A 14,942-nucleotide genomic window follows, 5' to 3' on the forward strand; every position below is an offset into this window, starting at 1 on the left:
GCCGGGCCAGACTCCCCAGGCGAGGATAGTCGAATGGACGCTGAGGACGACATTGTTCTTCATTTGGTAGGCGTACCGCATGTTGCCAAACCAATGGAGGGCGTGTTTCCGGGCAAGGGATATGTTCTCATTGCGATGCTGTTGCTTTGCGGCAGTCGGCGGATGAGCCGGCAGACTATTGCCGCGTTGCTGTGGGACGATGCTCCCGAAGAGAAGGCCCTCACCAATCTCCGGCAATTGCTGGCCCGCATTAACAGGTTCTGGCCGCTGGAGGAGCCGCTGGTCGAGGTGGAAGGCTCCAACCTGATGGCCGGGCCTGGAGCCACCCGCAGCGACCTTGCCCAGATCATGGCGCGCCGCAAATCCCAGGTGCTGGCCGAACGTGTGGCCGTCGTCAGGCTGGTGAAGGGGGACCTGCTCGACACGATCGACAGCGGCGGGCCCGAATTGTCACAATGGTTCCGCAGCGAGCGCGAGCGCTTTCGTCGCCAGGTTCTGGGGCTGGCGGGCGAGGTGCTCATGGAGATGACACAGTTCGCCCGAGCCAAGAAAAGCGACATCGACGAGATCGGTGAGCGCATGCTGGCGCTGGAACCGGAGCGGGAGGAGAGTTTCCGCGCACTGATGGAGGCCTATGGCCGGATCGGCGATATCGAGGAAGCCAACCGTGTCTTCGACGATCTGAAAAAGATCTTGCGCGATGAATTCGGCACCGAGCCGAGGCCGGAAACGGTGGCCACGATGCGGCGTATCCTGGCGAATGCTCCGCGCCCTCGGTTGCAGGTCGTCGCCGAAGCCGAGGTATCGGCGGCGATCGAGCAGACTGTCCAGCCTCCGGCCTTGCGCAATCTGGCGGGCCTGCCGCGCGTCTCCCTGTTCCCGCCGCAGCCGCGACCGGGAGAGACCCTGCATCCCCTCTATCGCATGCTGATCGAGGACGTCGCCAACAGTCTGTCGCGTCACGCCACCTTTGCGGTGACCGCGCCTCACAGCAGTTTCGACGTGGCCGATACCGGGGATCGGGAAAGACTGGCCGCCCTGCGCTCGGGCTACCTCGTCACCGGCTTTCTGGTGCCCGGGAGCCAGAAGATGGCGCTACGCCTGACCCGCAATCCCGGCGACGAGATCATCTGGGCAGCCGAATATCGCGTGGAACTGGAGGACCTGGTCGTTGCCTTCCGCATGATCTCGCATCGGATCGCGGTGACGCTGGCGAGCGAAATCGAGCGGGATCAGCTCGATCGCCTGCGGGCCGATCCCAAGCCGCTTGCCTATCGGCACTATCTGGAAGGACATCTTCTGTTCAAGAATTGCGACCTGCCGCGTCTGCGGCGCGCAAGAGTGGAGTTTCAGAAAGCGGCGGCGATCGACATGGACTTCGCCGGCGCGAGGGGAGCCGTCTCGAATGCGCTCCAGCTGGAATGGCTCATGCTGGGAGCGAACGACCCATCACTCCTGATGCAGGCCCGCCACGAAGCCGAGGCGGCAATCGGCATCGATGCAGGCAACAGCGTCGGTCATTGGATGTCGGCGGTGATTGCACTGCATCAGCGCGATTATGACAAGGCGGCGGAGCAATTCCTGGAAGCCGAGACGCTCAATCCCAATTCGGCCGACCTGCTGGAATCGCATGGCGATACCCTGGCTCATCTGGGGGATCCCGATGCTGGCTGGCAGAGGTTTCAGCGCGCCATCGAACTCAATCCCTTCCCGCCCGACCGCTATTGGTGGGGCGGGGCCACGATCGCCTATTTTCGCGAGGACTTCGACGGGGCGATCGACATGTGCGGCAAAATGGAGAACGATCAGTCCGTCCTGAGGATCCTGGCAATATGCCATGGCAATCTCGGTAACAAGGAGGTCGCCAGGAACTATGGGGCACGTTTGAAGGATATGTATCCCGGCATCACTGCGGCAGATGTTGTAAATCTCACGCCGGATAAGAAAGGAAACATGAAAGAGGTTATTGTGCGTGGGCTTAAAGTGGCTGGGATAAGTTAATTCGCAAAATGCTTCTTCTTCTTAACTTCATAATAAGAAAACTTATAATCATAAACTTACTCAAGAGAGGGTAGCATGGCTGGAATAAGACGAGATCGAGATCATATCTACATCATTGGCGACAGGGGCGTCGGAGTCTTCCTGATCAAGATGAGTCCCATCCGCATCGTTCGGATTCCCGACAAGGAGGTCCGTCGTTTTGGCAAAGAACATAATTGCGACGGCTATGCGGCGGTCGCTGCCCTCTGTTGGCGGGTGATTGCCGACCACCGTGCTGCCAATGGCCAAGGCAAGCCGCTCGAGCCCGAGAATATCGTCGGCATCGCTTCGCTCGCCGAGGCTGGTGCGGAGCTGAGCAATCTGGAGTTTTCGTTTGGGACGAACATGTCGGCTGCGGCGATCGAAGCTGTTCGGGGCCGCAACCGTTCCCTGAAAATGGCGCTTTGCTACCTGACGCAGAGAACCGGCAACAATCTCCAGGATGCGGTGCTGCTCGATGATGGCAATGCCGACGATTTTGCCTGCTGAGGCATTTTCCAAGGACGTCGACAGGTTTCTTGATCGAAGCAATGCGTCAAACGAAGAAGCGGAGCAAAGTGCGGTTTGGGGGAATCGTGCTTTGCCCTGAACGGTTCGGTTCCGTTTCGTGATGCCGGCCTCGTGGAAGTATGAGGTGAGCCTTGTATAACCCTCGATATTTCCGGGAAGAGCGCGTGGAGGTGCTCCACGCCCTGATGCGCGATCATCCGCTGGCAACGGTCGTCACCCATGAACGGGGACGCCTGCAGGCCAATCACATTCCCTTGTTCCTGGTGGCAGACAAGGGGCGCAAGGGCGTGTTGCGGGGGCATCTCAACCGCAACAATCATATGGCCGTCGATCACGACCCGGCCCTGGAGGTGCTGGCGATCTTCCAGGGGCCGATGCACTACATCACGCCGCGCTGGTATGTCGACAAGGTGGAAGGCGGCAAGGCCGTGCCGACCTGGAACTATGTCACCGTTCATGTCCATGGCCGTTTGAGGTCGACGGAGAATCCGCGCTGGCTGCGCGAGCACGTCACCGCCCTGACCAATCTGGTCGAGGCCGGGCGTCCGCAACCCTGGCAGGCCGAGAGTGCGCCATCATCCTTCATGAAGGGGCAGATCAAGGGCATTATCGGGCTGGAGATCGCGATTACCAGCATCGAGGGCAAATGGAAGCTCAGTCAGAACCGGCCGGAGCCCTATCGCAGCAGCGTTATCGAAGGCCTGACGGCGGAGGGCGAGGCTGTTATGGCCGACCTCATGGCCCAAGCCGTCAAATAGCCGGCTCATTGATTGATGACCGCCCCGCCATGAAGCCGGTACCTGCCTACGATCATCCGCCCCTTGCACTCTTCGGCATCACGCGCGTGGGTGACCTGACCGATCTCGACGTCGTCGGCATTCCCGTCTGGTTTGCGACCCGGCCCAATGCGCGCTCGATCGCCGTCAGCCAGGGCAAGGGGCTGACACCTGAGCAGGCGCGCATATCCGCCATCATGGAGGCGGTGGAAGGGGCCGTCGCCGAACAGACCAAGGCCCTGATCGCCGAGTTCGGCACGCCGGAGGAGATGCTGTCTCGCGGCCGGCATTTGGTCCCGCTGGAAGAGCTCGTGCGCTTCCGGGCCGAAGCCTATGACGAAGAGGCTCCGCGCGCCTGGGTGCGTGGCGTTGCCCATGGCAGCGGGAGGCCGGTCTTCGCACCCTATGAGCTCATCGGGCTCGACATGCGCGAAGAGTTTCCCTGGGATCGGGATGCCTTCCATATCAGTTCGGCCGGACTTGCCGCCGGGCCGAGCTTCGAGTTCGCCGCCCTGGCTGCCCTGCTCGAACTGGCGGAGCATGATGCCACCACCTTCTCCGACGCGTTCGGTCACCTCGAGGCCACGTCGCGCCAAATGCGCTGGCAAGCCGGCGTGCATGCCGGACTGGACGAGGCTGTCGCCAAGGTACGCGCCGCCGGGCTGGAGCCGCGCTTCTTCGACAAGACCAACCGTCTCGGTCTGCCGGTGGTCAGCGCCGCGATCGTTCGTCCGGTGATCGGCGAGGAGGGCGGTGGCGAGCGCTTTTCCGGAGGCGAGGCTTGCCGGCTCGATGCCGGAGCCGCTGCCCTGGCGGCCTTGCTGGAGGCCGTGCAGTCGCGGCTCACCCATATTGGCGGGGCCCGCGACGATCTGGAGCCGGATTTCTACGAAACGCGGGGTGACGTTCTGCCCGCACCGGTTCTGGGGGCGCCCGGCCTGGCCGAATTCGCCGAGCGTCATCGCCAAGCGCCTCTACTCCGGGCGGAAGAGCTGACGCATGCCGCACAACTCGACATCGTCGCAGGCAAGCTTGCGGCGGCCGGGCACGCCGACATCTTTCTTTTCGATCTTCCCGGACCGGTCGAGGGCGTGCATGTGGTGCGCGCCTTGGTGCCGGGCCTCAAGACTTTCGTGGAGGATGGCGTGTCCGATATCGGCCTTGAGGATCTGTTCGGAGCGATGACGTGATGGTGCCGGCCGAAGCATAGTGCCGGAAGCGGCAGCGCGGAAGCAGGGAAAACGCGTCTTTCCCGCAGCCTTGCTCATGGGAGCGAGGAAGGTCCTAAAATTACGAACTCCTGCAATTTGTCGGGGCATCGGCAGTATATTTTTTGGAGAGCTTCCGACAGAGGTTGGAGCTTCCTTGTAGTCTTTTTGTATTAAATTACATTTTTTGCGTTTTAGTTTTGCAGTATTTACATAATAATGGTAGTTGTATCAATTTTTTAGGGCATTTTTCAAATATAATTATATATCACGTAAAGATTTTTGAAAATAATTCTCATTATTTTCTTTTGCATTTTAGCGGCTGGTGTGACGCCGGTGTGACTTGAGGCGAGGATTTCTGGCCAATTCATTGACTTGAATGGATTTTGTAACACAGTGTCGCCACGGTTCACGAACTTGGCGGTGCTCGCGCGAGTTTCCCACGGGCGCGAGCCGGCGTTGTTCGGATCGATAGTGCCAGGCCTTATGGGGGAGCGGGCGCGGTTTTCGTCCGTCAACCATGCGAAGGGAGCTGGGATCGACGAATGAATGCTGAGCGGGACATGATCGTTCATCTGGTCGGCGTGCCTCACATGGCCCAGCCGACCGAGGGGGTATTTCCGGCCAAAGGCTACATTCTCATCGCCATGCTGCTGCTTGCCGGCAGCGGCCGGATGAGCCGCCAGGCGGTGGCCGCCTTGCTCTGGGATGATGCGCCCGAGGAGAAGGCACTGACCAATCTGCGTCAGTTGCTGGTGCGCATTCACAGGTGCTGGCCTTATGAGGAGCCCCTGATCGAGACCAGCGGCTCCCATCTGATGGCCGGCTCCAGTGCGCAGCGTTCCGATCTGGCGAGCATCCTTGCCCTGCAGAAATCGGCTGTGCTCGCCGAGCGGGTGGAGGCGGTGCTGCTGGCGCGAGGCGATCTGCTCGACACCATCGACACCGGCGGCGGCGAACTGGCGCAGTGGTTCCGCGGCGAGCGCGAACGCTTCCGCCGCCTGGTGCTCGGCTTGGCCGCCGACGTGCTGCTGGAAATGACCCGCTTCGGGCGCGCGCCCGAGCGTGAGATCGATATCATTGGCGAACGCATGCTGGCCTTGGAGCCGGAGCGCGAGGAAAGCTATCGAGCTTTGCTCGAGGCCTATGGGCGAAACGGCAATTTCGATGCGGTGAACCGCACCTATGCCACCCTCGTTGCCGTTCTGAAGCAGGAATTGGACAGCGAGCCGCGTCCCGAGACGATGGCGGCGATGCGGCGCATCCTGGCGAACGCGCCGAGAGCGCGCCTGCATGTGGTATCGGACCGGTCCAGCGAGATGCAGGGCGACGCTGACCGGGAGGTCTCGGCAACGCGTAGCCTGGTCGGCCTGCCAAGGGTTGCCTTGTTTCCTCCCAAGGCGTTGGCGGGAGACCAGCTCCACTACCTGCATCGCGCGCTCATCGAAGATGTGGCCAATGACCTGTCGCGTCATCGAACCTTCGCGGTGATTGCGCCCCATAGCAGTTTCGAGGTCGCGGATTCGCCGGACGCGGAGCGGCTGGCGGCGCTGAGAAGCGGCTATCTCATTTCAGGCTTCATGCTCCCCGATGGCGAGCATATGGCTCTGAGATTGACGCGTCAGCCCGGCGCCGAGATCATCTGGGCGGCGGAATATCCGATCGGCCTGGATAAATTGCCTTCCACCTTCAGGCGTATTACCCGGCAGATCTCGTCGACGCTCGCGAGCGAGATCGAGCGCGATCAGCTCGACCGGATGAGGGCCGATCCGAAGCCGAACGCCTACCGGCATTATCTGGAAGGCCAGACCCGCCTGAAGAATTGCGACCTGCCGAAACTGCGCCGAGCCCGGGCGGAGTTCAAGCAGGCCATCAGCGAAGACCGCTCCTTTGCGCCGGCCCATGCCCGCATCGCCCAGACCCTGCAGCTCGAATGGCTGATGCTCGGGGGGAATGACCCCTATCTCCTGCATCAGGCCCGTCACGAGGCCGAAACGGCGCTCGCCATCGACGGTGGCATCGGCGAGGGCCATTGGATGGCGGCGGTCGTCGCGCTCTATCAGCGCGATTTCGACTATGCGGCCGAGAAATTCCTGGTCGCCGAGGCGCTGAATCCGCATTCGGCGGACCTGTTGTCCCACCATGCCGATGCTTTGTCGCATCTCGGCTTTGCCGATACCGGGTGGGAGCGCTTCCAGCGGGCGTTGGAGCTCAATCCGTTCCCGCCTGACTATTACTGGTGGTTCGGCTGCACCATCGCGATCCGGCGCAGGGATTTCGCCACGGGAATCGAGCTGTGCAAGAACATGAGCAGCGAAGATGCGGTTCTGCGTGTCCTGGCCATGTGCCACGGCCTCATGGGCAATGTGGACGTGGCGCGCCAATATGGCAGGAAGCTCGCCGAAATGTATCCCGGCGCAACGGCGCTCGAAATGGCTCGCCTCGCGCCAGACCGGCGTAGCGAAGATATCAATCTATGTGCGGAAGGATTGAGAATAGCTGGCTTGGATTGATTTTGTCATCTCCAAAAATTCTCGAATTTGACTTTAAATATAGAGATTAAAGTCTGCTACTCGTGTATTGGGGTGACGTTGGATAGCAACGATCGATTTGTACGAAATAAAATTCCATAAGCTGGCGTGCATTCGAGGGTTGCTGTCTTTTTGAAAGGAGCAGGAGGGGATATGTCCACCGAGCGGATGTTCGTCATCGGGAACCGAGGCGCCGGGGTTGTACTCATCAAGATGAGCCCGTTGCGCGTTGTCGAAATCAGCCACGATGAGATCGTTAAATATAGCCAGGCAACCTCGAGCGACGGCTACGCGAAAGTCGTTGCGGCGCTGTGGCGGTTGATGGCGGACTGCCGAGCCCCGACCGCTTCGGGAAGTGGCATAGACCCCAGCAGTGCCCAGGGTATCGAAGCTCTCGTGGCTGCCGGCGTGCGGCTGTCCGAGGTCGATTTTGCGTTCGGAACCGATATTTTCACGGATGCCAACGGCCAGCTGCATGCGGGGATCCAGAGCCAGGCCGGTGTTCAAACCCAAGCTGGCGTGCAGTCCCAGGCAGGGGTGCAGTCCCAGGCAGGGGTGCAGTCCCAAGCCGGCGTACAGTCCCAGGCTGGTGTCCAATCCCAGGCGGGGATTACCAACCAGGCCGGCATCCAACCCCACGCCGGCATCCAGACGACCATCCAATCGAATGCGGGCATTTATTCCCCGGTCGAGGCGGCGCTGCGGCAACTGATCGGTTCGGACGGCGATACGCTGCAGAACGCAGTCCTATCGGATGATGCCGGCAAATAATGCCTGACCAACTGCACCATCTCCTCGAAGGAGGGGAGTTGCTCCCGACGGATCCAGGGAAGACGGCGGATTGCGGTTCGCCGTTTTCCCTGCAGTCGTTGGCGCCGTTCCGCATCACCCGCTGCGGTGACATCACCGGGCTCGATATCATCGGCATTCCCGTCTGGTTTGCGACGCGGCCCAATTCCCGCGCCTTGTCGGTCAGCCAGGGCAAGGGCCTGACGCATGAACAGGCGCGGATCGGCGCCATCATGGAATCGATCGAAGGGGCCGTCGCCGAACAGACGAAAGAACTGGTCTGCGAATTCGCGACGGCGACGGAGATGGTGGCTCGCAGGCGAAGGCTCGTGCCCCTCGAGAGATTGTCGCGCTGCAAATATGCTCTCTTCGATCCCATGCGCCAGCGCGCCTGGGTGCGCGGGGTCCATCAGCGATCCGGTGCGGAGGTCTACGCGCCCTATGAGCTGATCGGGCTCGATACGCGCGTGGGATTCCCTTGGGACTACAGGGCCTTTACCGTGGCGTCCACCGGCCTTGCCGCCGGGCGGACATTCGAGTTCGCTGCTACCCGGGCCTTGTTCGAAGCCATTGAGAGGGATGCCACCCTGCCGGTGGAGCTCTTCGGGCTTTCCAGCACTTTCGCACGGCAGTTGCTGTGGCAGCCAGGCTTGCATGCCGGGCTCGACGAAGCCATCGGCAAGGTTTCCGCCGCAGGCCTGGTGCCCCATTTCTACCATGTCAGGGGCAAGACGGACCTTCCCGTCGTCGGCGCCGTGATAAGCCGGCCCGTCCTGGATGAGCAGGGAGCCGGGGAGCGACTATCCGGTGGCTATGCCTGCCGCCTCGATGCAGGGGAGGCCATGCTGGCGGCGCTGCTGGAAGCCGTGCAGTCGCGCCTGACCAACATAGCCGGCGCACGGGACGACATGGATCCTTCGCAATATTACGTCGCGACCAGCGCCGTGCCCTTACCAAGGGAAGAGGCGGTGACGCTGTCGGTCCTGGCCGAGCGCTATCCGAGCCGAAGCAGTCTTTCGGACGCTGAGCGCCTGAGTGTGACGCTGCAGGCGTTGGCCCATGCCGGCTGCGAGGATGTCTTCCTGTTCGACCTCGCCTCTCCCTCACCCCTCGCCCATGTGGTGAGGATCCTGACACCGGGGCTGGGCGCCTATATGGAGGGCGACGTCGCCTCCGTCAGCGTCAACGACCTCATTCCCAGACAGGTGACGGTTGGCGGGCCGGCCGGAGCCGCCAGAGAAACCCGCCCATGACCACGATCCTCTTCACGGGTCCCAGCCTTCACGGCGTCGACCCTGCCTTGCTCGAGGGCTTTGCGGTGCGCCCGCCCGCAGGCTGCGGCGATGTGCTGGCGGCGGCGATGACCGGCGCCGATGCCATAGGCCTGATCGACGGCGTCTTCGACCACGCGCCCTCGGTTTGGCACAAGGAGATCCTCTACGCCCTCAGCGAAGGCATCCCGGTCTATGGCGCCGCCTCGATGGGAGCGCTGCGCGGTGCCGAATGCGCCGCCTTCGGCATGATCGGCATCGGCCGAATCTTCGAGGACTATGCCAGCGGGCGCCGGGTGGCGGATGCCGATGTCGGCGTGGCGCATGCGCCGGCCGAGTTCGGCTATGCACCGCTCAGCCTGGCCCTGGTCGACGTCGAGGCGACGCTGGAGGCCATTGCCGAGGCCGGAGCGCTGCCGTCCACGAGCTGCGAGGCCCTGCTGGCCGCGGCACGGCGCATCCATTTCAAGGAGCGCAGCTGGCCGGATGTCGTGGCGCAGTCGGGGCTTGCCGATGCCGCCTCTGTGGAAGCGGTGCTGGAGCGCCACGCCGTCAGCCAGAAACAGGCCGACGCCCTGGCCTTGCTCGCCCGTATGCGGGCCGATGCCGGCAAGCCTTTCGCCAAGCCGAACTTCACGTTGTCGCAATCGGGCTTCTTCGCCGTGCTGCGCCAGCGGGTGGAGGACAGGCTGGAGGAGGAGGAGGCAGAGGCGGACGAGGCCTGAGGGCTGCGACGCCGGTTCCTCGATTTCTGTATCGAAGCCGGTGAAGCCGCTCCTGCCTCAGGCGGCCTTGGACGCGATGCCGCCGATGAACCGTCGTCGCGCCGTCTCATCTTCGAAGGCGCGGTGGGGAATGGCGAGCGAGGAATCGAGTTCGTCCATCCACAACACGACCAGGCCCTTCAAGTCGGAGACATGGCCGATGGTCTTGCGCGCGAATGTCAGGCTGAGATCGGGAATGTCGGCGCGGATCGAGTGCATATCCCAGGTGACATGATAATCACCTTCGAAAAAGCCGCGTCGTGTGTCGTGGCGAACGGCCTTGCGCGCATACCATCTCGACAGGGCGAAGTCGCAGAGGCGGGTGATGAGATAGCCTGCGAGCCCGAAGGCGAGTGCCAATTGCAGGTGCTCGATTCCGATGGCACCGATCAAAGCAAGAAGGATGACGAAGCCGGCGAGGAGCAGGACGGGCAGGTAGTAGTAGCTGCCCTGGTCCATGGGCTCCCGCCGCAGGGCGTTGCGACGCCCGGCGGCCAGTTCCCTCCACAGCAGCACTTCCTCCGGCGTGAGGCGATAGGTCAGCACCGTCGACAGGCCTTCGGCCGGATGCGACGGCGCGTCGCTCAAGCCAGTTGCCCGTGGCAGTGCTTGTACTTCTTGCCCGAGCCGCAGGGGCAGGCCTCGTTGCGGCCGACGCGGCCCCAGGTGGAGGGATCGTCGGGGTTGCGATCTTCCGGCGCCACGATGCGCTGGGCCGGGCTGTCGGCGGCCGGGAAGGGTGAGCTCAGCTGGGCTGGCGGAAAACCGGAGCCGGGCATGGCGAACTCGTCCTCGCCGGTGAGCGGGTCGATATGCTGGCCGAACATCTGCGGCAGAGCGGGCTCTTCCGGCTGCTGCATGACCTGCAGGCGGAACATGGTGCGGGTGACATCCTCGCGCCAGCGGTTCATCAGGTCGGAGAAGAGCTGATAGCCTTCCGACTTGTACTCGATCAGCGGATCGCGCTGGGCCATGGCGCGGAAGCCGATGACCTGGCGCAGATGGTCGAGCGTGACGATGTGGTCGCGCCACAGATTGTCGAGCGTCTGCAGGAGCACGGCCTTCTCGACCTGACGCGTTACCTCCTCGCCGAAGCCGGCGGCCCGCTCGGCGGCGTGCTTGTCGGCCGCTTCGGTGATGCGGTGGGTCAGCTCCTCGTCGGCGATGCCCTCTTCCTTGGCCCAGTCGGTGATCGGCAGGTCGAGGCTGAGCACGTCGTTCACCGACTTGTGCAGGCCTTCGGTGTCCCACTGCTCGGGATAGGCGTTCTCGGGCACATGGGCGCGCACCGTGTCGTCGATGACGAGATGGCGGAAATCGGCGATGGTCTCGCCCACCGACTCCTGCGCCATCAGCTCGCGGCGATGCTCGAAGATCTCCTTGCGCTGATCGTTCAGCACATTGTCGTATTTCAGGATGTTCTTGCGGATGTCGAAATTGCGCGCCTCGACCTTCTGCTGCGCCTTTTCGAGCGCGCGGTTGATCCAGGGATGCACGATGGCCTCGTCCTCCTTGAGGCCGAGCTTCTGGAGCATGCCGTCCATGCGCTCCGAACCGAAGATGCGCATCAGATCGTCCTGCAGCGACAGGAAGAAGCGCGAATGGCCGGGGTCGCCCTGGCGGCCGGAGCGGCCGCGCAGCTGGTTGTCGATGCGCCGGCTCTCATGGCGCTCGGTGCCGATGATGTAGAGGCCGCCGGCGGCGAGCGCCTTCTCCTTCAGCCTGGCGACCTGATCCTTGATCCGAACCTCCGCCGCTTCGCGCTCAGCTCCCTCGGCCAGGTCGGCGAGCTCGACCTTGATGCGCATGTCGGCATTGCCGCCGAGCTGGATGTCGGTGCCGCGGCCGGCCATGTTGGTGGCGATGGTGATGGCGCCGGGCACGCCGGCCTGGCTGACGATGAAGGCTTCCTGTTCGTGGTAGCGGGCATTCAGCACGGCGAAGACCTTCTCCTCGGCCGTGCCCTGGTCGCCGTCATAGAGCGAGGCGAAGGCGTTCGGGTCGGAGAAGTCGCGCTGCTTGTAGCCCTGGCCGGAGAGATAGGCGGCCAGCGTCTCGGACTTTTCGATCGAGGTGGTGCCGACCAGGAGAGGCTGGCCGCGCTGGCGGCATTCCTCGATCAGGCGCACGATCGCCTTGTATTTCTCGTCGACCGTCCGATAGACCTCGTCGTCGTCGTCGATGCGCTGCACCGGCCGGTTGGTCGGGATCTCGATCACTTCGAGATTGTAGATGTCCATGAACTCGTCCGCCTCGGTGGCGGCGGTGCCGGTCATGCCGGCCAGCTTGGCGTAGAGGCGGAAATAGTTCTGGAAGGTGATCGAGGCCAGGGTCTGGTTCTCGGGCTGGATCTGCACCCGCTCCTTGGCTTCGAGCGCCTGGTGCAGGCCTTCCGAATAGCGTCGTCCCGGCATCATGCGGCCGGTGAATTCGTCGATGATCACCACTTCGTCGTTGCGGACGATGTAGTCCTTGTCGCGGGTGAACAGCTTGTGGGCGCGCAGGGCCTGGTTGACGTGGTGGACGATGGTGACGTTGGCCGCATCATACATCGAGCCGTCGCGCAGCATGCCGGAACCCGCCAGCATCTGCTCGACGCGTTCATTGCCCTTCTCGGTGAGGCTGACGGTACGCTGTTTCTCGTCGAGCTCGTAGTCGTCCTTGTCGAGCTGCGGCATCAGCGCGTCGATGGTCTGGTAGAGCTCGGGGCGATCCTCCAGCGGGCCGGAGATGATCAGCGGTGTGCGGGCCTCGTCAACCAGGATGGAGTCGACTTCGTCGACGATGGCGAAGGCATGGCCGCGCTGCACCATCTGCGCCATGTCGTATTTCATGTTGTCGCGCAGATAGTCGAAGCCGAATTCGTTGTTGGTGCCGTAGGTGATGTCGCAGGCATAGGCCGCGTGGCGTTCCTCGTCGGTGAGGCCGTGCACGATCACGCCGGTGGTCAGGCCGAGGAAGGTATAGACACGGCCCATCCATTCGGAGTCGCGGCTGGCCAGGTAGTCGTTGACGGTGACGACATGCACGCCCTTGCCGGCGAGGGCATTGAGGTAGACCGGAGCGGTTGCCACCAGGGTCTTGCCTTCGCCCGTCTTCATTTCGGCGATGGCGCCCTCATGCAGCACCATGCCGCCAAGGAGCTGGGTATCGAAATGGCGCTGGCCGAGCACGCGCTTGGCCGCCTCGCGCACGGTGGCGAAAGCCGGCACCAGGATGTCGTCGAGGGTCTTGCCGGCGGCGAGCTGGGCCTTGAACTCGTCGGTGCGGGCTCGCAGAGCCTCGTCGGACAGCGCTGCCACTTCCGGTTCGAGCGCCGCGATGGCGGCGATTTTGGGTTTGTAGGCTTTCAGCCGGCGATCATTGGAGGAGCCGAACAGTTTCTTGGCGAGCGAGCCGAACATAGAAGGCCTTCAAATCTTCGCGCCTCGCGGCGGCGTGATACCTGACCGGAGAGGGGCTCCGGTCATCGTGTCAACCCCGGCCGTGAAAGCCGGGGAACGGAAACCGGACATCGCCCGGGCGCTGTCCGATGTGAGGCAACCCGCTTCCAATCACCGTGCGCTATGGCACCAGCATGGCGGCATGCTCCCGATACGGCAAGATGGGCGCAGTCCGATGCAGCGGGAATCAGGCTGCCTTATGAAATTGTGTGAACCGACGGCCGTAATGCCGGCGCCCCGGTTCGAAGGGCTTGCCGGCGGGACTCACTTAAGTATTGGGGTTTGGGGTGTCAATCGACCTTAGGGTCTACCACGCCGGTTGACCGGGGCATTTGGCTGAAAAATCCGTAATTTTTTGCCGTCACGCCGCTATGGCTCGGTCATTCGTCGCAAAGCGCCGGCCTCGTCACAGTTTTGACGACAGGCCTTCCTAAAAGGCGGGCGAAGCGCTGGCCGTTCGGCGACATTGACCTTGCTTTTCTCCTGTCCTATCAGCGCTGCGTAGGCGTTCGTCCCGGGATCAGGAGCAATGCGGGCCTGTTGCCGAAACAGCGTCCGTCCGGAGCCTGACTGCTTCCGGGTCCGCCCCCGCTCTCGAGGAACCTGCCCATGATGTCACTTCGCCGCGCGCGTCCAGCCGCGACCCTGCTCGCCAGCGTTGCCTTCCTGGCCTTCGCTGCCGCGCCTTCCAACGCTGAAGACGCGGCGAAGCCCGCCGCCCCGGCTCCGGCAGCCCAGCCCGCTCCCGCAGCGCCCGCGTCGCAGGCGACCCCGACCATCAGCGTGGATGGACAGCCCATTACCCAGGACGATCTCAATGCCGTGGAGCAGGAGATCGGGCCGAGCCTGTCACCCCAGCTCTCGCCGGCCAAGCGGCAGGACATCATCATCAACGCCGCCATCAATCTGCGCGTGGCCGCCAATGCGGCCGAGCAGCAGAAGGTGCTTGATGAAGCCGAGGTGCAGAAGAAGCTCGCCTTCTACCGCCAGCGCATCCTGATCGATGCTCTCGTCGCCAAGGCCGTCAAGGAAGCGGTGACCGAGGACGCGATCAAGAAGGCCTATGACGACCAGGTCAAGCTGATCCCGGCCCAGGACGAAGTGCATGCCCGCCACATCCTGGTGGCGAGCGAGGACGACGCCAAGAAGGTCGAGGCCCGGCTGAAGGCGGGCGAAGATTTCGCCAAGGTCGCCAAGGAAGTCTCGAAGGATCCCGGCTCCGCCGAGCAGGGCGGGGACCTCGGCTGGTTCACCAAGGATCGCATGGTCAAGGAATTCGCGGAGGCCGCCTTCGGCATGAAGCCCGGCGAGGTCTCCCAGCCGGTCAAGAGCCAGTTCGGCTATCACATCATCAAGCTCGAAGAGCGCCGTCCGCAGGCTCCGCCGGCCCTCGACCGCGTCAAGCAGCAGATCTCGGACTATCTGACCCAGAAGACGCAGCAGGAAGTCTTCGCCAAGCTGCGCGCCGCCGCCAAGATCGTGCAGCCGCCGGCGGCACCGGCCGATCCTGCGGATGGAAGCATGCAGCTTCCCGGCGGCGATGATCAGGCCCCGGCCACCCCGGCCCCTGTCACGCCGGCTCCGGCCGCTCCCGCCCAGTAAGATCGGGT

Annotated in this window: 12 protein-coding genes; 9 read left to right on the plus strand and 3 right to left on the minus strand. The window is 63.1% G+C overall.

Annotated features, from left to right (window positions below):
• Positions 1 to 162: 162 nt before the first annotated feature.
• The 4 genes from ABXS05_RS28070 (at position 163) to ABXS05_RS28085 (ending at position 4,516) form a co-directional block, all read left to right on the plus strand.
• Entirely contained in the window at positions 163 to 2,001 is a 1,839-nt protein-coding gene (locus tag ABXS05_RS28070) for an AfsR/SARP family transcriptional regulator (protein WP_311937648.1), read from the plus strand.
• A 75-nt stretch (positions 2,002 to 2,076) separates the two neighbouring features.
• Positions 2,077 to 2,529: a hypothetical protein gene (locus ABXS05_RS28075; RefSeq protein WP_367626146.1), complete on the plus strand. Its 453-nt coding sequence runs from the start codon at positions 2,077 to 2,079 to the stop codon at positions 2,527 to 2,529.
• A gap of 152 nt (positions 2,530 to 2,681) precedes the next feature.
• The gene (locus ABXS05_RS28080) at positions 2,682 to 3,308 is read left to right on the plus strand and encodes an FMN-binding negative transcriptional regulator (protein WP_367626147.1); all 627 of its coding nucleotides are present in this window, start codon (positions 2,682 to 2,684) and stop codon (positions 3,306 to 3,308) included.
• Between the two features lie 29 nt (positions 3,309 to 3,337).
• Entirely contained in the window at positions 3,338 to 4,516 is a 1,179-nt protein-coding gene (locus ABXS05_RS28085; protein ID WP_367626148.1) for a YcaO-like family protein, read from the plus strand.
• Between the two features lie 269 nt (positions 4,517 to 4,785).
• On the opposite strand, the gene ABXS05_RS28090 is transcribed toward ABXS05_RS28085, so the two are convergent.
• Positions 4,786 to 5,109, minus strand: coding sequence for a hypothetical protein (locus ABXS05_RS28090; RefSeq protein WP_367626149.1), 324 nt, complete (start codon positions 5,107 to 5,109; stop codon positions 4,786 to 4,788).
• Between ABXS05_RS28090 and ABXS05_RS28095 the strand changes: the two genes are divergently transcribed.
• The 4 genes from ABXS05_RS28095 to ABXS05_RS28110 all read left to right on the plus strand — a co-directional run bounded on the left by ABXS05_RS28095 (position 5,098) and on the right by ABXS05_RS28110 (position 9,850).
• Positions 5,098 to 7,047 (plus strand): BTAD domain-containing putative transcriptional regulator, encoded by a 1,950-nt coding sequence (locus ABXS05_RS28095; protein ID WP_367626150.1) that lies wholly within the window; start codon positions 5,098 to 5,100, stop codon positions 7,045 to 7,047. The two genes, ABXS05_RS28090 and ABXS05_RS28095, sit on opposite strands and share 12 nt — an antisense overlap.
• 171 nt (positions 7,048 to 7,218) lie before the next feature.
• Positions 7,219 to 7,836 (plus strand): hypothetical protein, encoded by a 618-nt coding sequence (locus ABXS05_RS28100; RefSeq protein ID WP_367626151.1) that lies wholly within the window; start codon positions 7,219 to 7,221, stop codon positions 7,834 to 7,836.
• Positions 7,837 to 7,874: 38 nt separating this feature from the next.
• The gene (locus tag ABXS05_RS28105; protein WP_367626152.1) at positions 7,875 to 9,107 is read left to right on the plus strand and encodes a YcaO-like family protein; all 1,233 of its coding nucleotides are present in this window, start codon (positions 7,875 to 7,877) and stop codon (positions 9,105 to 9,107) included.
• Complete coding sequence (locus ABXS05_RS28110) at positions 9,104 to 9,850, plus strand: TfuA-like protein (protein WP_367626153.1); 747 nt, start codon at positions 9,104 to 9,106, stop codon at positions 9,848 to 9,850. The genes ABXS05_RS28105 and ABXS05_RS28110 overlap by 4 nt, the downstream gene beginning before the upstream one ends.
• 57 nt (positions 9,851 to 9,907) lie before the next feature.
• Here the strand turns inward: ABXS05_RS28110 and ABXS05_RS28115 are convergent, their stop codons facing one another.
• Positions 9,908 to 10,477 carry a hypothetical protein gene (locus tag ABXS05_RS28115; protein ID WP_367626154.1) on the minus strand — a complete coding sequence of 190 codons (570 nt, stop codon included), beginning with the start codon at positions 10,475 to 10,477 and terminating at the stop codon, positions 9,908 to 9,910.
• On the minus strand, positions 10,474 to 13,293 hold the full coding sequence (gene secA, locus ABXS05_RS28120) for a preprotein translocase subunit SecA (protein WP_367626155.1): 2,820 nt from the start codon (positions 13,291 to 13,293) through the stop codon (positions 10,474 to 10,476). Before secA ends, ABXS05_RS28115 begins: the two co-directional genes overlap by 4 nt.
• A gap of 648 nt (positions 13,294 to 13,941) precedes the next feature.
• On the opposite strand from secA, the gene ABXS05_RS28125 reads away from it, so the two are divergent.
• On the plus strand, positions 13,942 to 14,934 hold the full coding sequence (locus ABXS05_RS28125; RefSeq protein ID WP_311937629.1) for a peptidylprolyl isomerase: 993 nt from the start codon (positions 13,942 to 13,944) through the stop codon (positions 14,932 to 14,934).
• Positions 14,935 to 14,942 lie beyond the last annotated feature (8 nt).

This window comes from Labrys neptuniae (genome assembly GCF_040797145.1).
Taxonomy (GTDB): domain Bacteria; phylum Pseudomonadota; class Alphaproteobacteria; order Rhizobiales; family Labraceae; genus Labrys; species Labrys neptuniae.

What these genes read in the sequence shown, in the direction of transcription:
- ABXS05_RS28070 (WP_311937648.1), top strand. Translation starts at nt 163, where the DNA reads ATGAGCCGGCAGACTATTGCCGCGTTGCTGTGGGACGATGCTCCCGAA.
- secA (WP_367626155.1), bottom strand. Translation starts at nt 13,293, where the DNA reads ATGTTCGGCTCGCTCGCCAAGAAACTGTTCGGCTCCTCCAATGATCGC.
- ABXS05_RS28090 (WP_367626149.1), bottom strand. Translation starts at nt 5,109, where the DNA reads ATGAACGATCATGTCCCGCTCAGCATTCATTCGTCGATCCCAGCTCCC.
- ABXS05_RS28125 (WP_311937629.1), top strand. Translation starts at nt 13,942, where the DNA reads ATGATGTCACTTCGCCGCGCGCGTCCAGCCGCGACCCTGCTCGCCAGC.
- ABXS05_RS28075 (WP_367626146.1), top strand. Translation starts at nt 2,077, where the DNA reads ATGGCTGGAATAAGACGAGATCGAGATCATATCTACATCATTGGCGAC.
- ABXS05_RS28110 (WP_367626153.1), top strand. Translation starts at nt 9,104, where the DNA reads ATGACCACGATCCTCTTCACGGGTCCCAGCCTTCACGGCGTCGACCCT.
- ABXS05_RS28085 (WP_367626148.1), top strand. Translation starts at nt 3,338, where the DNA reads ATGAAGCCGGTACCTGCCTACGATCATCCGCCCCTTGCACTCTTCGGC.
- ABXS05_RS28100 (WP_367626151.1), top strand. Translation starts at nt 7,219, where the DNA reads ATGTCCACCGAGCGGATGTTCGTCATCGGGAACCGAGGCGCCGGGGTT.
- ABXS05_RS28095 (WP_367626150.1), top strand. Translation starts at nt 5,098, where the DNA reads ATGATCGTTCATCTGGTCGGCGTGCCTCACATGGCCCAGCCGACCGAG.